Source organism: Nocardia sp. NBC_01009 (assembly GCF_045208035.1).
In the GTDB taxonomy this organism is placed as follows: domain Bacteria; phylum Actinomycetota; class Actinomycetes; order Mycobacteriales; family Mycobacteriaceae; genus Nocardia.
In genome coordinates this window covers 6,847,454-6,862,401 of sequence record NZ_CP108695.1, presented here as the reverse complement: position 1 = coordinate 6,862,401, position 14,948 = coordinate 6,847,454, and the positions used below count along the sequence as shown (strand labels likewise).

Annotated in this window: 17 protein-coding genes; 9 read left to right on the top strand and 8 right to left on the bottom strand. The window is 67.6% G+C overall.

From position 1 onward, the window contains the following. The first annotated feature begins 17 nt into the window (after positions 1–17). On the top strand, positions 18–254 hold the full coding sequence (locus tag OHA42_RS30860) for a DUF3039 domain-containing protein (RefSeq protein ID WP_328403537.1): 237 nt from the start codon (positions 18–20) through the stop codon (positions 252–254). Here the strand turns inward: OHA42_RS30860 and OHA42_RS30855 are convergent. Next, complete coding sequence (locus OHA42_RS30855; RefSeq protein ID WP_406231264.1) at positions 227–1,495, bottom strand: YihY/virulence factor BrkB family protein; 1,269 nt, start codon at positions 1,493–1,495, stop codon at positions 227–229. The two genes, OHA42_RS30860 and OHA42_RS30855, sit on opposite strands and share 28 nt — an antisense overlap. 189 nt (positions 1,496–1,684) lie before the next feature. Here OHA42_RS30855 and OHA42_RS30850 point away from each other — a divergent pair, with 189 nt between their 5' ends. Together OHA42_RS30850 and OHA42_RS30845 are read left to right on the top strand one after the other, a co-directional pair. Next, complete coding sequence (locus tag OHA42_RS30850; RefSeq protein ID WP_406239697.1) at positions 1,685–3,436, top strand: DEAD/DEAH box helicase; 1,752 nt, start codon at positions 1,685–1,687, stop codon at positions 3,434–3,436. Positions 3,437–3,442: 6 nt separating this feature from the next. Further along, positions 3,443–3,688, top strand: a complete 246-nt coding sequence (locus OHA42_RS30845) for a hypothetical protein (protein ID WP_328403533.1) — start codon at positions 3,443–3,445, stop codon at positions 3,686–3,688. 12 nt (positions 3,689–3,700) lie between these two features. Here the strand turns inward: OHA42_RS30845 and OHA42_RS30840 are convergent, their stop codons facing one another. Next, positions 3,701–4,318 carry a TetR/AcrR family transcriptional regulator gene (locus OHA42_RS30840; RefSeq protein ID WP_406231263.1) on the bottom strand — a complete coding sequence of 206 codons (618 nt, stop codon included), beginning with the start codon at positions 4,316–4,318 and terminating at the stop codon, positions 3,701–3,703. Between the two features lie 106 nt (positions 4,319–4,424). Here OHA42_RS30840 and OHA42_RS30835 point away from each other — a divergent pair, with 106 nt between their 5' ends. Further along, positions 4,425–5,165, top strand: coding sequence for an SDR family NAD(P)-dependent oxidoreductase (locus OHA42_RS30835; RefSeq protein WP_406231262.1), 741 nt, complete (start codon positions 4,425–4,427; stop codon positions 5,163–5,165). Here OHA42_RS30835 and OHA42_RS30830 read toward each other — a convergent pair whose 3' ends face one another. Then, positions 5,166–5,951, bottom strand: a complete 786-nt coding sequence (locus tag OHA42_RS30830; RefSeq protein WP_406231261.1) for an AraC family transcriptional regulator — start codon at positions 5,949–5,951, stop codon at positions 5,166–5,168. It lies immediately after the preceding gene. A 54-nt stretch (positions 5,952–6,005) separates the two neighbouring features. Between OHA42_RS30830 and OHA42_RS30825 the strand changes: the two genes are divergently transcribed. Next, on the top strand, positions 6,006–6,581 hold the full coding sequence (locus tag OHA42_RS30825) for a class I SAM-dependent methyltransferase (protein ID WP_406231260.1): 576 nt from the start codon (positions 6,006–6,008) through the stop codon (positions 6,579–6,581). An 81-nt stretch (positions 6,582–6,662) separates the two neighbouring features. On the opposite strand, the gene OHA42_RS30820 is transcribed toward OHA42_RS30825, so the two are convergent. Then, the gene (locus OHA42_RS30820; protein WP_406231259.1) at positions 6,663–7,217 is read right to left on the bottom strand and encodes an SWIM zinc finger family protein; all 555 of its coding nucleotides are present in this window, start codon (positions 7,215–7,217) and stop codon (positions 6,663–6,665) included. Between the two features lie 227 nt (positions 7,218–7,444). On the opposite strand from OHA42_RS30820, the gene OHA42_RS30815 reads away from it, so the two are divergent. Then, the gene (locus OHA42_RS30815) at positions 7,445–8,662 is read left to right on the top strand and encodes an IS110 family transposase (protein WP_406231258.1); all 1,218 of its coding nucleotides are present in this window, start codon (positions 7,445–7,447) and stop codon (positions 8,660–8,662) included. Between the two features lie 5 nt (positions 8,663–8,667). Here the strand turns inward: OHA42_RS30815 and OHA42_RS30810 are convergent, their stop codons facing one another. Then, a complete protein-coding gene (locus tag OHA42_RS30810; protein WP_406231257.1) occupies positions 8,668–10,494 on the bottom strand; it encodes a DEAD/DEAH box helicase in 1,827 nt (608 codons plus the stop codon). 118 nt (positions 10,495–10,612) lie between these two features. On the opposite strand from OHA42_RS30810, the gene OHA42_RS30805 reads away from it, so the two are divergent. Continuing rightward, positions 10,613–11,386 carry a TetR/AcrR family transcriptional regulator C-terminal domain-containing protein gene (locus tag OHA42_RS30805; RefSeq protein WP_406231256.1) on the top strand — a complete coding sequence of 258 codons (774 nt, stop codon included), beginning with the start codon at positions 10,613–10,615 and terminating at the stop codon, positions 11,384–11,386. A gap of 71 nt (positions 11,387–11,457) precedes the next feature. Here the strand turns inward: OHA42_RS30805 and OHA42_RS30800 are convergent, their stop codons facing one another. Further along, on the bottom strand, positions 11,458–11,652 hold the full coding sequence (locus tag OHA42_RS30800; protein ID WP_029903635.1) for a hypothetical protein: 195 nt from the start codon (positions 11,650–11,652) through the stop codon (positions 11,458–11,460). A gap of 273 nt (positions 11,653–11,925) precedes the next feature. Between OHA42_RS30800 and OHA42_RS30795 the strand changes: the two genes are divergently transcribed. Then, positions 11,926–12,285 carry a DUF952 domain-containing protein gene (locus tag OHA42_RS30795; RefSeq protein WP_379065536.1) on the top strand — a complete coding sequence of 120 codons (360 nt, stop codon included), beginning with the start codon at positions 11,926–11,928 and terminating at the stop codon, positions 12,283–12,285. On the opposite strand, the gene OHA42_RS30790 is transcribed toward OHA42_RS30795, so the two are convergent. Then, a complete protein-coding gene (locus tag OHA42_RS30790; protein WP_406231255.1) occupies positions 12,286–12,933 on the bottom strand; it encodes a response regulator in 648 nt (215 codons plus the stop codon). It lies immediately after the preceding gene. Continuing rightward, entirely contained in the window at positions 12,930–14,135 is a 1,206-nt protein-coding gene (locus tag OHA42_RS30785) for a sensor histidine kinase (protein ID WP_406231254.1), read from the bottom strand. The genes OHA42_RS30790 and OHA42_RS30785 overlap by 4 nt, the downstream gene beginning before the upstream one ends. Before the next feature lie 107 nt (positions 14,136–14,242). On the opposite strand from OHA42_RS30785, the gene OHA42_RS30780 reads away from it, so the two are divergent. Continuing rightward, positions 14,243–14,938 carry a GAP family protein gene (locus tag OHA42_RS30780; protein ID WP_406231253.1) on the top strand — a complete coding sequence of 232 codons (696 nt, stop codon included), beginning with the start codon at positions 14,243–14,245 and terminating at the stop codon, positions 14,936–14,938. The last annotated feature ends 10 nt before the right edge of the window (positions 14,939–14,948 follow it).

Genomic DNA, 14,948 nt, shown 5'->3' with positions numbered 1-14,948 from the left:
GCGGCATCATGGAATCCGTGAGTACCGAGACTCTGGTTCGCCCGGACACGACTACCGACGAGACGACGGGCGACGACACCCCGAAGTTCTTCCACTATGTGAAGAAGAACAAGATCGCCGAGAGCGCCGTCATGGGCACCCACGTGGTTGCGCTGTGCGGCGAGGTCTTCCCGGTGACCCGCTCCGCGAAGCCCGGTTCGCCGGTGTGCCCCGAGTGCAAGAAGGTCTACGACGGGCTACGCAAGGGCGACTGATTCGAGTCGGCCCCACCCGGCGGCGTCGTGATCGATGCCGTTCGGGTATTCGATTGTGCCTGCGGCCCTGAGTTCGGCTCGGGGCTTTGTGCTGTCTCGGGGCGCGGCGTCTTCGACAGGCGCACGGATTCTGTCTCCGCCGCGCGATTCGGCGCGGATTCGGTATCGGCGCTCGCGGTGTCCGAGGCGGGAATGTCGGCTGCCGGCTCCTCGTCATCGGCCACATCACCGAGAATCTGGTTGGACAGCCACTCCTTCATCTGATCGATGCGGGTGCTGCCGGCAGGCCAGAACTCCTGGACCGTGGCATTGAATTCCGCGCCGAGGATCACCGCGAACCCGAGGAAGAACGTGAACAGTAGGAACGCGATCGGGGTGGCGAGTGCGCCGTAACTGACACCGGTCTTGGTCACCCATGACAGATATCGGCGCAATCCCTCGCTGGCGGCCATGAAGAACACACCCGCGACCAGGGCCCCGCCGAAGAGTCGGTGCCACGGCAGCGATCGGTGCAATGCCAGCTTGTAGAGCGTGGTAAGGCCGATGATCAGCAGCAAGCCGACACCCGGGTAGTAGAACGAGTCGATCAAGCGCAGTCCCGGCTCGCGCCACGAGTCCGGTAATGCCCGCCCGATCAGCGCCGGTCCGAGTGCGATCAGCGGCAGGATGAACACCGCCGCGATCAGGAACAGCACATACAGCAGCAACGCGAAGATCCGCTGCCACACCGGATGCCGGGCATCCTGCTGTCCGTGCGCCTCGACGATGGAGTCGACGAAGGTCGCCATCGCCGAGGATCCTGCCCACAGCGACAACACGAAACCCACCGACACGAAGGCGGCCCGCCCGCGCCCGAGCACATCGGTGACCGTCGGCTCGATCAGGTCCGACACCACGGTCGTGCTGAACAGATCCCGGCTGAACGCGATGATCTTCTGCTCGACGATCTCCACTGTGTCGGGCCCGAACCACTCGCCGACGTAGCCGAGGCTGCCGAGCACGCCGAGCAGCAGCGGCGCCAGCGACATCGTCTGCCAGAACGCCGCGGCCGCGGACTTCGCGAAGATGGAATCGTTCCATGCCTTCACCACGACGCGGGCGACGAGCCTGCCGCTCTGCCGGCCCGCGCGCGCCAGCCAGGCGGCCGTGCCGCGGACATAGCGGGCCGCCCCGACGGGTTCCGCGCCGCCGCCGCTGTGGATAGCGGTGGTGGCGCTCGATAGGGCACTGTCGTCGGTCATGGTCTCTACAGCATCGCGCACAAGTCGGTTCGGCACCGCTTCGACGGTGCAATGTGTCGGCGTGCGGCAGGTGAACGCGGCGGGAACTCCAGGGTCGACATGTGATGCCGGTCGCCTCGGCCGCGTCGGTTTGGCGACACGCCATACCGGGCCAGTAGGGTCTTCTGCGTGACTGGGTCGGGCGCCGCTGTGGCGGGAGAAGCGGAAACGCCGGGCAATTCTGAAGCATCGAGCGCCACGGTTTCAGGTGGTTCGCTGCGTGCGTGGCAGCGTCGCGCACTGACGAAATATCTGACGACCAAGCCGCGGGACTTTCTCGCGGTGGCCACCCCCGGCGCGGGTAAGACCACCTTCGCACTGCGGGTCGCCGCAGAGTTGCTCGCCGACCGCACCGTCGACCAGATCACCGTCGTCGCGCCGACCGAGCACCTGAAGCATCAGTGGGCGCAGGCCGCGAACCGGGTCGGCATCGCGCTGGATTCGCGATTCTCCAACGCGACGGGCGGCACCTCCGGCGACTACCACGGTGTCGTGGTCACCTACGCGCAGGTCGCCTCGCATCCTTCCCGGCATCGGGTGCGCACCGAGAACCGCAAGACCCTGGTGATTCTCGATGAGATCCACCATGCGGGCGACGCCAAGACCTGGGGTGACGCGGCCGCCGAGGCTTATGGCGATGCCACCCGAAGACTCGCGCTGACCGGTACCCCGTTCCGCAGCGACGACAGTCAGATCCCGTTCGTCACCTATGAACCCGACGAGGGTGGGTTCCCGCGTTCGCGCGCCGACCATGCCTACGGTTACGCCGAGGCGCTCGCCGACGGCGTGGTGCGGCCGGTGGTGTTCCTCGCGTACTCCGGCGAGGCGCACTGGCGCGACAGTGCGGGCGAGGAATACACCGCGCGCCTCGGCGAGCCGCTGAGCGCCGAGCACACCGCACGCGCCTGGCGTACCGCGCTGGACCCGGCCGGCGACTGGATTTCCGCGGTGCTGCGCGCCGCCGACACCCGCCTGCGGCAGAAACGCACCTCCGGCATGCCCGACGCGGGCGGGTTGGTGATCGCCACCGATCAGGAGCGCGCCCGCGATTATGCCGAACTGCTGGAGCACATCTCGGGGGAGCGGCCCGCGGTGGTGTTGTCGGATGATCCCGACTCCTCCAAGCGGATCGCCGAGTTCAGCAATAACACCCAGCCGTGGATGGTCGCGGTGCGGATGGTGTCCGAGGGCGTCGACGTGCCGCGCCTCGCGGTCGGCGTGTACGCCACGAGCGCCTCGACCCCGTTGTACTTCGCCCAGGCCGTCGGCCGCTTCGTGCGTGCGCGCAAGCCGGGTGAGACCGCGAGCGTGTTCTTGCCCTCGGTGCCGGTGCTGCTGGATCTGGCCGCGCAGCTGGAGTTGCAGCGCGACCACGTCATCGGCAAGCCGCATCGGGAGAAGGACGGCCTCGACGACGAGCTGCTTATCGATGCCAACAAGCAGAAGGACGAGCCGGGCGAGGACGAGAAGCCGTTTGTCGCCCTGGCCGCCGACGCCGAGCTCGATCAGGTGATCTACGAGGGTTCCTCGTTCGGCACCGCCACCATCGCGGGCAGTGCCGAGGAGGCGGACTATCTCGGCATCCCTGGTCTGCTCGACGCCGATCAGATGCGGGCGTTGTTGCGCGATCGCCAGTCCAGACAGATCGCCGAGCGCGGCGAGTCGAGCACCCCCGACCCCGGCCCGCAGGTCGCCAGCGCGGCGCAGCGAGTCGCGACTGCCGACCGGCTCGGCGAGCTGCGCCGCGAGCTCAACAGTCTCGTCGCCATGCACCATCACCGCACCAACAAACCGCACGGCGTCATCCATGGCGAGCTGCGCCGCGAATGTGGCGGCCCGCCAACAGCTTTGGCTACGGCGGATCAGCTGGTCGAGCGCATCGCGGCGCTGCGGAGGAAGTAGCGCCGGGTGTCACGCAACTACCGAGTTCTGCCCGACGGCCGCATTCCGCTCTGGGTGATGCTGGCGGTCGAAGATGCCGCGTACGCGGTGACGCCGTGGCATCGTGCCGATCGGCCGATGCGGCTGTCGGTCGAGGACATCGCTGACGACTGCGATATCTCGGCGGTCGAGGTGGTCGGCCGGGAGTTCACCGCGATCGGCGATTCGACTGCGCTGCACAGCTTTCGGCTGATGCACGATCCGCGCCTGTAGTTCGGAGCGTCCTTATGGCGCGCTCGGTACCGAGATGTCGGCGGGCCAGGCCGCCATGGCGCAGTCGATCGACCGTGTCAGCTCGGCCAGATCGGCGCGGTCGCGGGCCTGGATGGATAGCCCGTAGAGGACCGTCGTATAGAAGCTGGCCAGTGCGGCGGTGTCGGCAGTCGGGGCCAGATCGCCTTCGGCGACACCGCGATCGAGCCGTCTGCGGATGTTTTCGGTTGTCTCGCGCCGCTTTTCGATGAGGAAGTCGCGCACACTCTCGTTGCGGGTGGTGTAGGTGGAGCCCGCGAGCACGACCATGCAGCCGTGCGGCTTGTCCTCGACGGTGTAGGCGACCGCGTTGTCGCGCAGCATCGCCTCGATGCCGGCGCGGGCGGTGGGTTCCTCGCGCAGGGCGCGGTCGGTGTAGCCGCCTTCGGTTTGCCCGTAGAGCGAGATGGCCTCGCGGAACAGTGCTTCCTTACCGCCGAATGCGGCGTACAGGCTCGGTGAGTTGATGCCCATCGCGGAGGTGAGGTCGCTCATCGACGAACCTTCGTAGCCGTGCTCCCAGAACACCTCCATGGCGCGTCGTAATGCTTCGGTGCGGTCGAAAGCGCGCGGGCGTCCGCGGGTCGCCATGGCGGTCTCCTTTCTGTGTCGATCGTTAAATATACCCCTTGACGCGGGCCTGGGTATGCGCTTAGCTATTTATGTACTGATCGACACAGAAATTGGAGGAGCGACAATGTCGGACCTGACAGGCAAGGTGGCGCTGGTGACCGGTGGTAGCAGGGGGATCGGCGCCGCGATCGCGCGGCAGCTGGCCGCCGCCGGTGCGGATGTGGCACTGACCTACCAGAGCGCCGATGTGCTGGCGAAGTCCGTGGTCGCCGAGATCGAGGCGCTCGGTCGCCGGGCCATCGCGATTCAGGCCGATAGCGCCGACGCCGCCGATGTCAAGGGCGCCGTCGACCGGACCGCCGCCGAACTGGGCGGGCTCGATGTGCTGGTCAACAATGCGGGCATCTTCCCGGCCAAACCGTTCGAGGAGTTCACGGTGGCGGAGGTCGACCGCGCGCTCAATATCCACGCCCGCGCCGCTTTCGTCGGTGCACAGGCCGCGGTGGCGCATATGACCGACGGCGGCCGCATCATCAGCATCGGCACGAATTTGTCCGAGCATGCGCCGTTCGGTGGGCTTTCGCTGTACAACCTCAGCAAGTCCGCGCTGAACGGATTCACCAAAGCGCTTGCGCGCGAACTCGGTCCGCGCAACATCACGGTCAACCTGGTGCAGCCGGGCTCGACCGACACCGACATGAATCCGGCCGACGGCGACCATGCCGCCCACCAGCGGGAACTGTCCGCGCTCGGTCGTTTCGGCGCCGCCGCCGACATCGCCGCAATGGTGACCTTCCTTGCGGGGGAAACCGGCCGCAGCATCACCGGTGCGTTCTTCACCGTCGACGGCGGTACGAACTCCTGATCAGCGCGCGAAGTAGCGCCCGGGCGATACGCCGACCGCGCGCCGGAACGCCGCAACATACGCACTCGGTGTCGAGTATCCGACCCGTCCGGCGATCCGCGCGATCGGCACGCCAGCGGCCAGCGGCGGAAGCGAGGCGGCAAGCCGGATCTGAGTTCGCCACTGGCCGAAGCTCATTCCGGTTTCCGCGACGAACAGTCTGGCCAGCGTGCGCGGCGCGGCGGACACGTGGACGGCGAACTGGCCGAGGGTGCGATCATCGGCCGGATCGCGGGTGAGCGCATCGGCCACCTGCCTGGCTCGTGGATCCGACGGCGGATGCGCGCCGATCGGGATCACGTCGACCGGTTCGAGCAGATCGAAAACCACTGCCTCCGCGCGGCGACGTGGCGCGGGGGCAGTGTCGGGTGCGGTGAGATGGTCGAACAATTCGTGCAGGAGCCGGGTGACCCGCAGCATGGTCGGCGCGCCGAAGGCGACCGGACACCGGTCCGGTTCCACGAAGATGCCGTGCATCGTGGCCCCCTCGGAGGTCCCGGTCCGGTGCCCGGTGTTGCCGGGAATCCACAGCGCCCGGGTGGGTGGCAGCACCCAGTGGCCGTCGCCGATCTCGACCACGAGGACACCCCGTGCGGCCCAGGCGATCTGATGCTGCGGATGCTCGTGGGTGTCGAACCAATGGCCTGCGGGCAGCACGCCGGCGCCGAAGACCATCGCGGTGTCGTCGGCGGTGGCCGGGAGCACCAGGGATCGGCCGAAGACCGAAGGTTGGCCGTTCTGCGACACAGTGTGTCACCGTAGCCTGTCGTGGCCGCGCCCGCGCGCCCCTAGCGTGAGCTGATGGCGATGAATTACTTCCACCGAATCCTCTGCCGGTCGGCGATGTGGGAGCGGGCGAGTGCGACGAAGATCGTTCCGTGGGCGCTGTCGGGTCTCGAACTCGGTTCCTCCGCACTGGAGATCGGCCCCGGCTACGGTGCGAACGTGCGCGCCCTACTGGAGCGAACCAGCACCCTCACCGGACTCGAGATCGACACCGCACTGGCCGATCGCCTGCGTGACCGGCACGGCGGCGCGATGACCGTGGTCGAGGGCGACGGCGCTGAAATGCCGCTGCCGGACCGCGAATTCGACACCGTGGTGTGCTTCACCATGCTGCACCACGTCCCGACGGTCCGGCAGCAGGACGCGCTGTTCGCCGAGGCGTTCCGGGTGCTGCAGCCGGGCGGTGTGTTCGCGGGCAGCGACGGACTCGACACCCGAGCCTTCCGCCTGATGCACCTGGGCGACACCTGCCTGCCGGTGCCCCCGCAAGATGCCGCGGAGCGCCTCGCCAGAGTCGGTTTCACCGATATCGAGATCGACACCGGCGCAGGCAGTTTCCGATTCCGTGCCCATCGGCCAGGAACCCGGTGAAGATCGGCGACGGCACCGCGCGAGTCTTCGGGTTCATGCGTCGACAGCGAGTGCAATCCCCAAGGTCGCGACCTCAGCCGGTCAGCTCGGGTGCGATCCGAAGTAGTCGACGGGGTCGAGGGTGTTGATCGGCACCCATCGCGGTGCTTCCACTGTGGTCGCCGCCGCATCCTGCGCCGGCCGGAAATAGCCCTGGAGTTCGAGGGCGAGGCGGGGGTTCTCGTCGACGCGTCGGACGATCTCGTAGAACACCGCCAAGACGTGCACGCAGCGGGCCGAACGGGCCGAGCACGAACAGTCGGTGCCTGCGAGCACGGGCGCCGTGGCGACGCTCGCTGTAACGAGTGCCCGGTGCATGTCGTCGGTGAGGACCGTCGGGTCGGTGATGATCTCCGCGATCGCGGTGACGGCGGCGCGGGGCAGCGGCGTCACCTCGACGTGGGTGACCGAGGCCTGGCCGCCACGGTGGATGGCGCCGCGGACGACGTGGCCCTCGATCGTGGCCTGGACGCCGTTGTTGCGGGCGATGCTGCGGGCTCGGGGGAGCAGTGGTTCGGGACGGGTCTGGCGTATCGGCTCGGCAAGGCGAACCCAGTCCATGCCCCAGGCGGTGTAGCCGAATTCGTTGTCCGCCATCAGTTCTCCATAAGGTTGTAGGTGTTCAGGGCCGGGTGCCTTGAATGCCCAGGGCGGCGGGGTGTGGCTGATCAGTTCTTGCCGCTGGGTGGTTTCGAAGGAGTGGCCGCCCTGCCGTTCTGGACGCCTTGGCCGCCGATTGAAATCTGTGCGCGTAGTCGCTGTTTATGGAGATGCAGGCAGGGTCGTCCGCGGGGTCGGGTTGTGCGAACGGGAGGTCGGGCCCGGTGAAGGTCCGCGAAAAGGTTTGGGTCGGAATCGATGTCGGCAAGGCTGCCCACCACGTCTGCGTGGTCGATGGGGCGGGCAAGGTCGTGTTCTCGCAGAAGGTGGTCAACGGTCAGCCCGCGATCGATGCGTTGATCGCCCGGGTTCGAGCCAAGGCCGTCGAGGTCCTCTGGGCAGTGGACATGACCTCCGGCGCGGCGGGGCTGCTGCTGGCTTTGTTGTCGGCCACCGCGGATCCGGTGATGTATGTGCCTGGCCGGTTGGTCAACCGGATGGCCGGAGCGTTCACAGGTGAAGGAAAGACCGATGCCAAAGACGCCCGCACCATCGCCGAAACCGCCCGCATGCGTGGGGATCTGACACCGATCACCAGCCCCGATCAGATCGTGACCGATCTGAAGGTGCTCATCGCGCGCCGCGAGAACCTGATGACCGACTGGGTGCGTGGCATCAACCAACTGCGTGAGATGCTGGCCTCGATCTTCCCCGCGCTCGAACGCGCCTTCGACTACTCCACCCGCTCGGCGTTGATTCTGCTCACCGGATTCCGAACCCCCGCTGGTCTGCGGGCGGCCGGGCACGACGGTGTGCGGACCTACCTGCTCGAGCACGGCGCCTGGGCCAAGGGCATCGCCGTCATGACCGACAAGGCCCTGGCCGCTGCCGGTGAGCAGTCCATCGCGTTGCCCGGCGAGGCAGTCACCGCGCCCCTGATCGCCCGGCTGGCAGCTCAGCTGCTCGACTTGGACCGCGAGATCAAAGCCCTCGACAAACAGCTCACCGAGCGATTCGGTGAGCATCCTCATGCCGCGGCCATCACCAGTGTGGACGGATTCGGCCCGATTCTGGGCGCGCAACTGCTGGCCGACGCCGGCGGTGACCTGCGGTCGGTCTTCGGCAGCGCGGGGCGGCTGGCCGCTTACGCCGGGCTGGCACCGGTGCCCCGCGACTCCGGCAAGATCACTGGAAACCTGCACCGCCCCAAGCGATATCACCGAGGCATGCGCAAAGTCTTCTACATGGCCGCGCTGTCGAGTATCCGCCGTGCCGATGGTCCCTCCCGCGCTTTCTACCAGAAGAAACGAGCCGAGGGGAAAGCCCACACCCAAGCACTCATCGCCCTGGCCCGCCGCCTTATCGACGTCATCTGGGCGCTCATCCGCGACAACCGCACCTTCACCATCGAGGCACCAGCCCCGATCAGCGCTGCGGCTTGACACCATCATTGAAACTCCCTCTTGCGGCGCAGGATCTCGACCAGCTGGTCGTCGTCGAGCTTTGCCAGTGCGGCGATACCTGCCGAATCGCCGAGGTCCGAGAGCGCGGACTTGCGGTCGTGCATCCCCGCGATGTGCTCCTCGACGGTGGTGCCCGAGGTGAGGGAGGTGATGGTGACGGTCCTGGTCTGACCGATCCGGTGCACCCGGTCGGAGGCCTGGGCCTCCACCGCCGGGTTCCACCACCGGTCGAAGTGGATGACGTCGGCGGCGCGCGTCAGCGTGAGGCCCGTGCCCGCCGCCCGCAGGCTCAGCACCAGCACCGGCGGTCCGTCCTCGGCCTGGAACCCGGAGACGATCGCGGCCCGTTCCGACTGGTTCAGTCCGCCGTGGAAGAACGGCGCGCTCACCCCGAACTGTTCGGCCAGGTGTCGCACCAGCAGTTCGCCGGTCTGCCGGTACTGGGTGAATATCAGTGTCGGATCACCGGTTTCGAGATTGTTGGCCACGATGTCGGTGCACAGGTCGAGCTTGCCGGAGCGACCTGCCAGCTCGCCGAGCTCGCCGGTGATCAGGCCGGGGTGGTTGCAGACCTGTTTGAGTGCGGTCAGTGCCGCGAGCACCCGGCTCTGGCGCTGGGCGCCGTGGCCGAATCCGTCGTCGATCGCCCGATCGAGCAACTGGTCGTAGAGCGTCTCCTGTTCCGAGGTGAGATCGCACAGCAGATCGCTGTGGATCTTCGCCGGCAGCGACGCGGCGACCTGAGTCTTTTTGCGCGCCAGCACCACCGGTTCGATCGCATCGCGCAGCCGCGCCGCCGCGGCGGCAGAGCCCTCGTGGATCGGCCGCACGAACCGGCGTCGGAACTGGGTGCGGTGCCCGAACAGTCGGGGCGCGACCAGGTTCAGTAGTGCGAACAGTTCCTCCAGGTGATTCTCGACCGGGGTTCCGGTGAGCGCGACCCGCGCGTCGACGGTGAGTGCGCGTGCCGCCTTGGCGATCTGGGTGCGCGGATTCTTCAGCGCCTGCGCCTCGTCGAAAACTGCTGTCGCCCAGGTTCGGTCGTTCAGTGCGCCGCCGTGCAGGCGCAGCGTCGGGTACCCGGTGATGATGACCTCGCCCGCTGTGGCGGCGAGGTCGCCACCACGCCACACGACCGGGCGTAGCTCCGGCGCGAACCGGGTGATTTCCTGCGCCCAGTTGCCAACCAGCGAGGTGGGACAGACCACCAGCTGCGGTCCTGCCGAGGCCCGGCCGAGTAGGAAGCCGATGGTCTGCACCGTTTTGCCGAGCCCCATCTCGTCGGCCAGCACCGCGCCACCGTGCGCGGCGACGGTCTCGTGCAGCCAGCCGACGCCACGTGCCTGATACGGTCGCAGCTCGGCCTTCAGTGTGGAACGCAATTCCGCGGCGATGGAACGGGTTTCGTGTAGCACGCGCAGCGCGCGTTCGGCCGCGTAGATCGACGTGCCGACCGCGTCGGGGACAGCGTGTGCCGCAATCGGAAGCGTCGGTCCGATCGGCTGCGTCGCGGCGGCAGGCGAAGCGGCGTCCGGCTGGCCCGACGTCTCGTGGGTGGTGTTGCCCGCAGTGGCCGCGGGGTCCGACAGCTCGCCGGTGTGGCGGAGGGCGGCCTGCCAGGCGTCGACGGATGGCCCCGCGCTCTCGATGGTCAGACCGAGCAGATCCTCGGGGTCGACGAGCGCGCAGTCGACGTCCGCGACCTCGATGGCGTTGCGCGCGCCGGTCGGTACCGCGAGCCGCATGGTCTCGTGGTCGCCCTCCGGTGCGCGTCCGACGGCATGCCCGGTCCAGGTCCACAGCGCGAACATGTGACGGTCGGGAAGATATGTGGCCTGTGTGCTTGGCAGAGCGCACCCCTAGTTCGTCGTATGGCGTACGGAGTATTGTAACAACGTACACCGTACTGGATTTATTTCGAGGAGGCACGTGACCAACGGCACCACTCCCGACCAGGCGAAACAGCTGATTGGCCTGCTCTGGCGGCATACCATGCCGCAGCGTCTCGGCGGTCGCGGACCCAAACAGACAGTCAGCCTCGACGCCGTGGTCACCGCCGCGGTCGCCCTCGCCGACCGCGACGGCTACCAGAGGGTGTCCATCCGCACGGTCGCTGCCGAACTCGGTCTCAAACCCATGAGCCTCTACACCTATGTGCCGAGCAAGGACGCGCTGGCGGTGCTGATGGTCGACGCGGTGGCCGACGAGGATGCGCCCATCCCGGGCGACGTGCCCGTGCGCGATCGGATGGCCGCCATCGCCACCCAAGTGCGCACCGAGCTGATCAACCATCCGTGGCTGCTCGAGGTGCCGCCGTGGCGACTGGTGCTCGGCCCCGGCCGAATGCGGCGCTACGAACGCCAATTGGGCGCGATAGACGGGATCGGTCTATCGGATGTGGCGATGGACCGGGTCATCGCCGTGCTATCGGAATTCGCGACCGGAAACGCGCGCATGGCTATCGCCGCGACCCGCAGTACCGCCGAACTCTCGGATGCGCAGTGGTGGGTGCAGCACGGTCCGCTGCTGACACAGGCGATGCCGGTGGCGCAGTTCCCGCTGTCCTCGCGCGTCGGGGCGGCCGCGGGCGAGCACTATCAGGCGCCGGCGGATCCGGACGGCGCGTTCGCGTTCGGCCTTGCTGCACTGCTGGACGGCATCCTCGGCGAGTGCGGTGCAACGCCAACAGCGGGCGACGTGTAGGTCGCCCGCTGCTGGTATTCGCGATGTTCTGTTGTTCGATGCTGTTGTGTCGGGACGCGAAACTGGACGGGTTATAGGGCGGGGGCCGATTCCGTATCGATCACGGCTTCGAGCTCACGCAGTCGATCCATGTGTTCGTTCGCGTGGTGCTGGCAGAAGAGCAACTCGCCACCTGCGGGCAGTACGGCACGCACTCGTGCAGCCGCCCCGCAGCGGTCGCAACGATCGACCGCGGTCAGTGGGGTGCTTGTCAGGGTTCCTGGCATGACTCCTCCGTCCTGGCTCCCGGCACTACAGTCCGTTCACCTGGTGTGGGGCCCGTGGTCACTCCGCGGGCTCGCTACCGCTACTTCCCAGCAGGGGTATGACTACTCTGTCAGACGTTCGGGACGGGGGCTTTGTTCCCGGAAGTGATTCTGTGTGTTTTCTGTAACACGACCTGGGATTTCGCTAAAGGCGAACATCACTGGTCACGTACCGAACCCCACGCGATCACGATCACGAACAGGCCTATCCAGTTGTCTACCGGGAGATTACCCGTGATCCACGACACTCACACTCTCGTTCACATTTGCACTCTGTCGGAGTGGCTGACCACGCGCCAGACCGGCGAGCACCGGCCGGCTTCGCTCGACGAGGTCGGGTTCATCCACCTGTCCGCGCCGCAGCAGGCACACCTGCCTGCCAATCGGCTGTTCGCGGGTCGCCGGGATCTGGTGCTGCTACGCATCGACCCGGCGCGTGTCGGCGCGCCGGTGAAGTGGGAGCCGGGTGTGCCGAGCGACCCGGAGTCCATGCTGTTTCCGCATCTCTACGGTCCGCTGCCCGCAGGAGCGGTCACTGCCGTCGTCGAGTACCTGCCCGGCCCCGACGGCACCTTCGCCCCACTGGATCGCTGACTACCGATCCTTGGCTTCCGTGGCCAGAATCGCAGCCTGAACCCTGGACCGCACACCGAGTTTGGTGAGCACCCGCGAGACATGCGTCTTCACGGTCGTCTCGCCGATGAACAGTCGGGCGGCGATCTGCGCGTTGGTCAGCCCATCGCCGAGACAGTCGAGCACCTCGCGTTCGCGTTCGGTGAGATCGGCGAAACCCTGGGGCGCGGGCTCGGTGTCCTCGATGGTGGTCGTGGCGAAGGCGTTGATTACCGCCGCGGTCACCTCCGGCGCGAGCACGCCATCGCCCGCGGCCACCGCGCGCACGGAGTCCACCAGCGATTGTCCCGACGCGGATTTGAGCACGAACCCCGAGGCGCCGGCTCGCAACGTTCGGAAGACGTACTCGTCGAGATCGAAGGTGGTCAGGATGAGGACCTTGGCCAGTGCGTCGGCGGTGATCCGGCCGGTGGCGGTGATGCCGTCGACTCCGGGCATTCGCACATCCATCAGCACCACATCCGGGCGCAGCGCTTTCGCCTGTGCCACAGCAATATCCCCGTCTGCGGCCTCGCCGACCACCTCGATGTCCGCGGTGGCGTCGAGGATCATCCGCAGGCCGGCCCGGATTGCGCCGTGGTCGTCGGCGATCAGCACCCGAATCGTCACGATGTCTCCTTGGTGGTCGAAATCGGTAGTCGGGCAAGCACTTCCCAACCCCCGGTAGCCGGTCCTGCGGTGAAGCTGCCGCCGAGTGCGGCGGCGCGCTCACGCATGTTCACCAGGCCGCGCCCTGCCTCCGGGTCCTCGGACTGCTGCCGCGTCGTCGATCTGACCTGATTGCGCACCAGCACAGCCACTGTCGTCGCCTCGACGGACACGTCGATGTCGACCGCTTGTCCCGGTGCGTGTTTCATCGCGTTGGTGAGTGCTTCCTGGACGATCCGGTAGGCGGCCTGGTCGACCGCGCTCGGCAGTTCGACGCCGTCGATGTCCGTGGCCACCCGCACGGTGATCCCGGCCGCGTGGGCCGCGTCGACCAGGATCGGCAGCTGCGCGAGCCGCCGCGGCGCGGCCGGATCGTCCTCGGCGCCGTCGTCGCGGCGCAGCAGCCCGATCATGGTCCGCATCTCCTGCAATGCGCTGACACTGTTGGACCGGATCGAGCCGACGATGCCGGTCACCGACGGGTCGGCCGATTCCTGGCGGGACAACACACCGAGCGCCGCTTCGGATTGGATGGCGATCGCCGAGAGGTGGCCCGCGATCACATCGTGTAGGTCGCGCGCCATCGTCTTGCGCTCGTCGGCGATCGCCGCCCGCCGGTCCAGCTCGGCGACCAGGGAAAGTGCTTGCGCGCGTGTGCGTTCGGCACCCGCGATCTCCCTGTGGTGCCGCACCGACAGCGCCCACCAGATCGAGGTGCCGATGAAGGCGACCGCCGCGGTGATCGCCAACGCCATCACGCGCCAGTCGCCGGTGAGCACCAGGGCGAGCACCGCCGCCACCGCCGACAGCACCGCGCCCGCCGCCACCACGAACCGGGACCGAGCGGGCGGTGCGTACAGGACTGCGGCATAGATCAGATCCGAATACATGATCCAGATCGGCACCGTCGCACCGAGCCACAGGTCGATGCCGAGCGGCACGAGTCCGAGGGCCAGTGCCCACATCGGGGTCCTGCGGCGCACCGGCGACACCGCGCACATCAGCGCGAGCACGCCGAAACGCACCGCTAGCGACGGATCGATACTGTCGGAGGTCATCGGATACAGCCCCGCGACATACAGCGTCGCGCCGAAGGCGAACACAAAGGCGGCGATCAGCGCGTCCTGCGCCATCGCCGACAACGCCGACCACTGCCTCCTCACGTCCCCATCACAGCACACCGAGCCGCGCGCAGGTCCACCGAAGTGATGAGCGGTCGTCGGTCCGACGGCCGACGCCGACGCCGCCCAACACGAGGGAGTCTCGGTCGGTGACACTGATACTCGCCCTGATCGGACTTGCCCTGGTGGACAGCACCAGCATCGGTACGCTGATCGTCCCCGTGTGGTTGCTGCTTGCGCCGCAGCGCCCACCTGCCCGCCGAATGCTGGTCTATCTGGCTGCGATCACGGCCTTCTATTTCCTCGTCGGTGTGCTCGGCCTGTTCGTCGTGGATTCGGGTCTGGAGCGTTTCCGCGACGCCGCGCGCAGCCCGTGGCTGCTGGTGCCGCAACTGGCGCTCGGCGTCGCGCTGTTCGCGGTCTCGTGGCGATTCGACTCCACCAAGCGCCGAGCGCGTGGAGAGCTGGATCGGACCGCCGCGTGGCGCACCCGGGTACTGGCATCGCAGTCTTCCGTGGCCGGGCTCGCGGTGCTCGCGCTCAGCGCGGGGACGCTGGAGGTGTTCTCGATGGTGCCCTACCTGGCCGCCATCGGTCTGTTGGCGACCAGTCACCTGTCGATCGTCTCTTCGGTGATATTGCTGGCCGGTTACTGCGTGGTGATGGCCGGGCCGGCGCTGGTGCTGATCGCCGCACGGACGATGTGGCACAGCAGGATCGAGCCGCTGCTCGTCCGGATCGACAACTTCCTGAGCAGGCACGCCGACAGCGCGACCGGCTGGGCGCTGGCCATCGCTGGAATCGTGCTCGCGCGCGGTGCGATCGGTGGACTCGTCGGCAGTTAGCCTCACCTGA

Coding starts and splice junctions, on each gene's coding strand:
- OHA42_RS30855 (WP_406231264.1), bottom strand. CDS start 1,495: ATGACCGACGACAGTGCCCTATCGAGCGCCACCACCGCTATCCACAGC.
- OHA42_RS30840 (WP_406231263.1), bottom strand. CDS start 4,318: ATGGCGACCCGCGGACGCCCGCGCGCTTTCGACCGCACCGAAGCATTA.
- OHA42_RS30835 (WP_406231262.1), top strand. CDS start 4,425: ATGTCGGACCTGACAGGCAAGGTGGCGCTGGTGACCGGTGGTAGCAGG.
- OHA42_RS30825 (WP_406231260.1), top strand. CDS start 6,006: ATGGCGATGAATTACTTCCACCGAATCCTCTGCCGGTCGGCGATGTGG.
- OHA42_RS30820 (WP_406231259.1), bottom strand. CDS start 7,217: ATGGCGGACAACGAATTCGGCTACACCGCCTGGGGCATGGACTGGGTT.
- OHA42_RS30810 (WP_406231257.1), bottom strand. CDS start 10,494: ATGTTCGCGCTGTGGACCTGGACCGGGCATGCCGTCGGACGCGCACCG.
- OHA42_RS30800 (WP_029903635.1), bottom strand. CDS start 11,652: ATGCCAGGAACCCTGACAAGCACCCCACTGACCGCGGTCGATCGTTGC.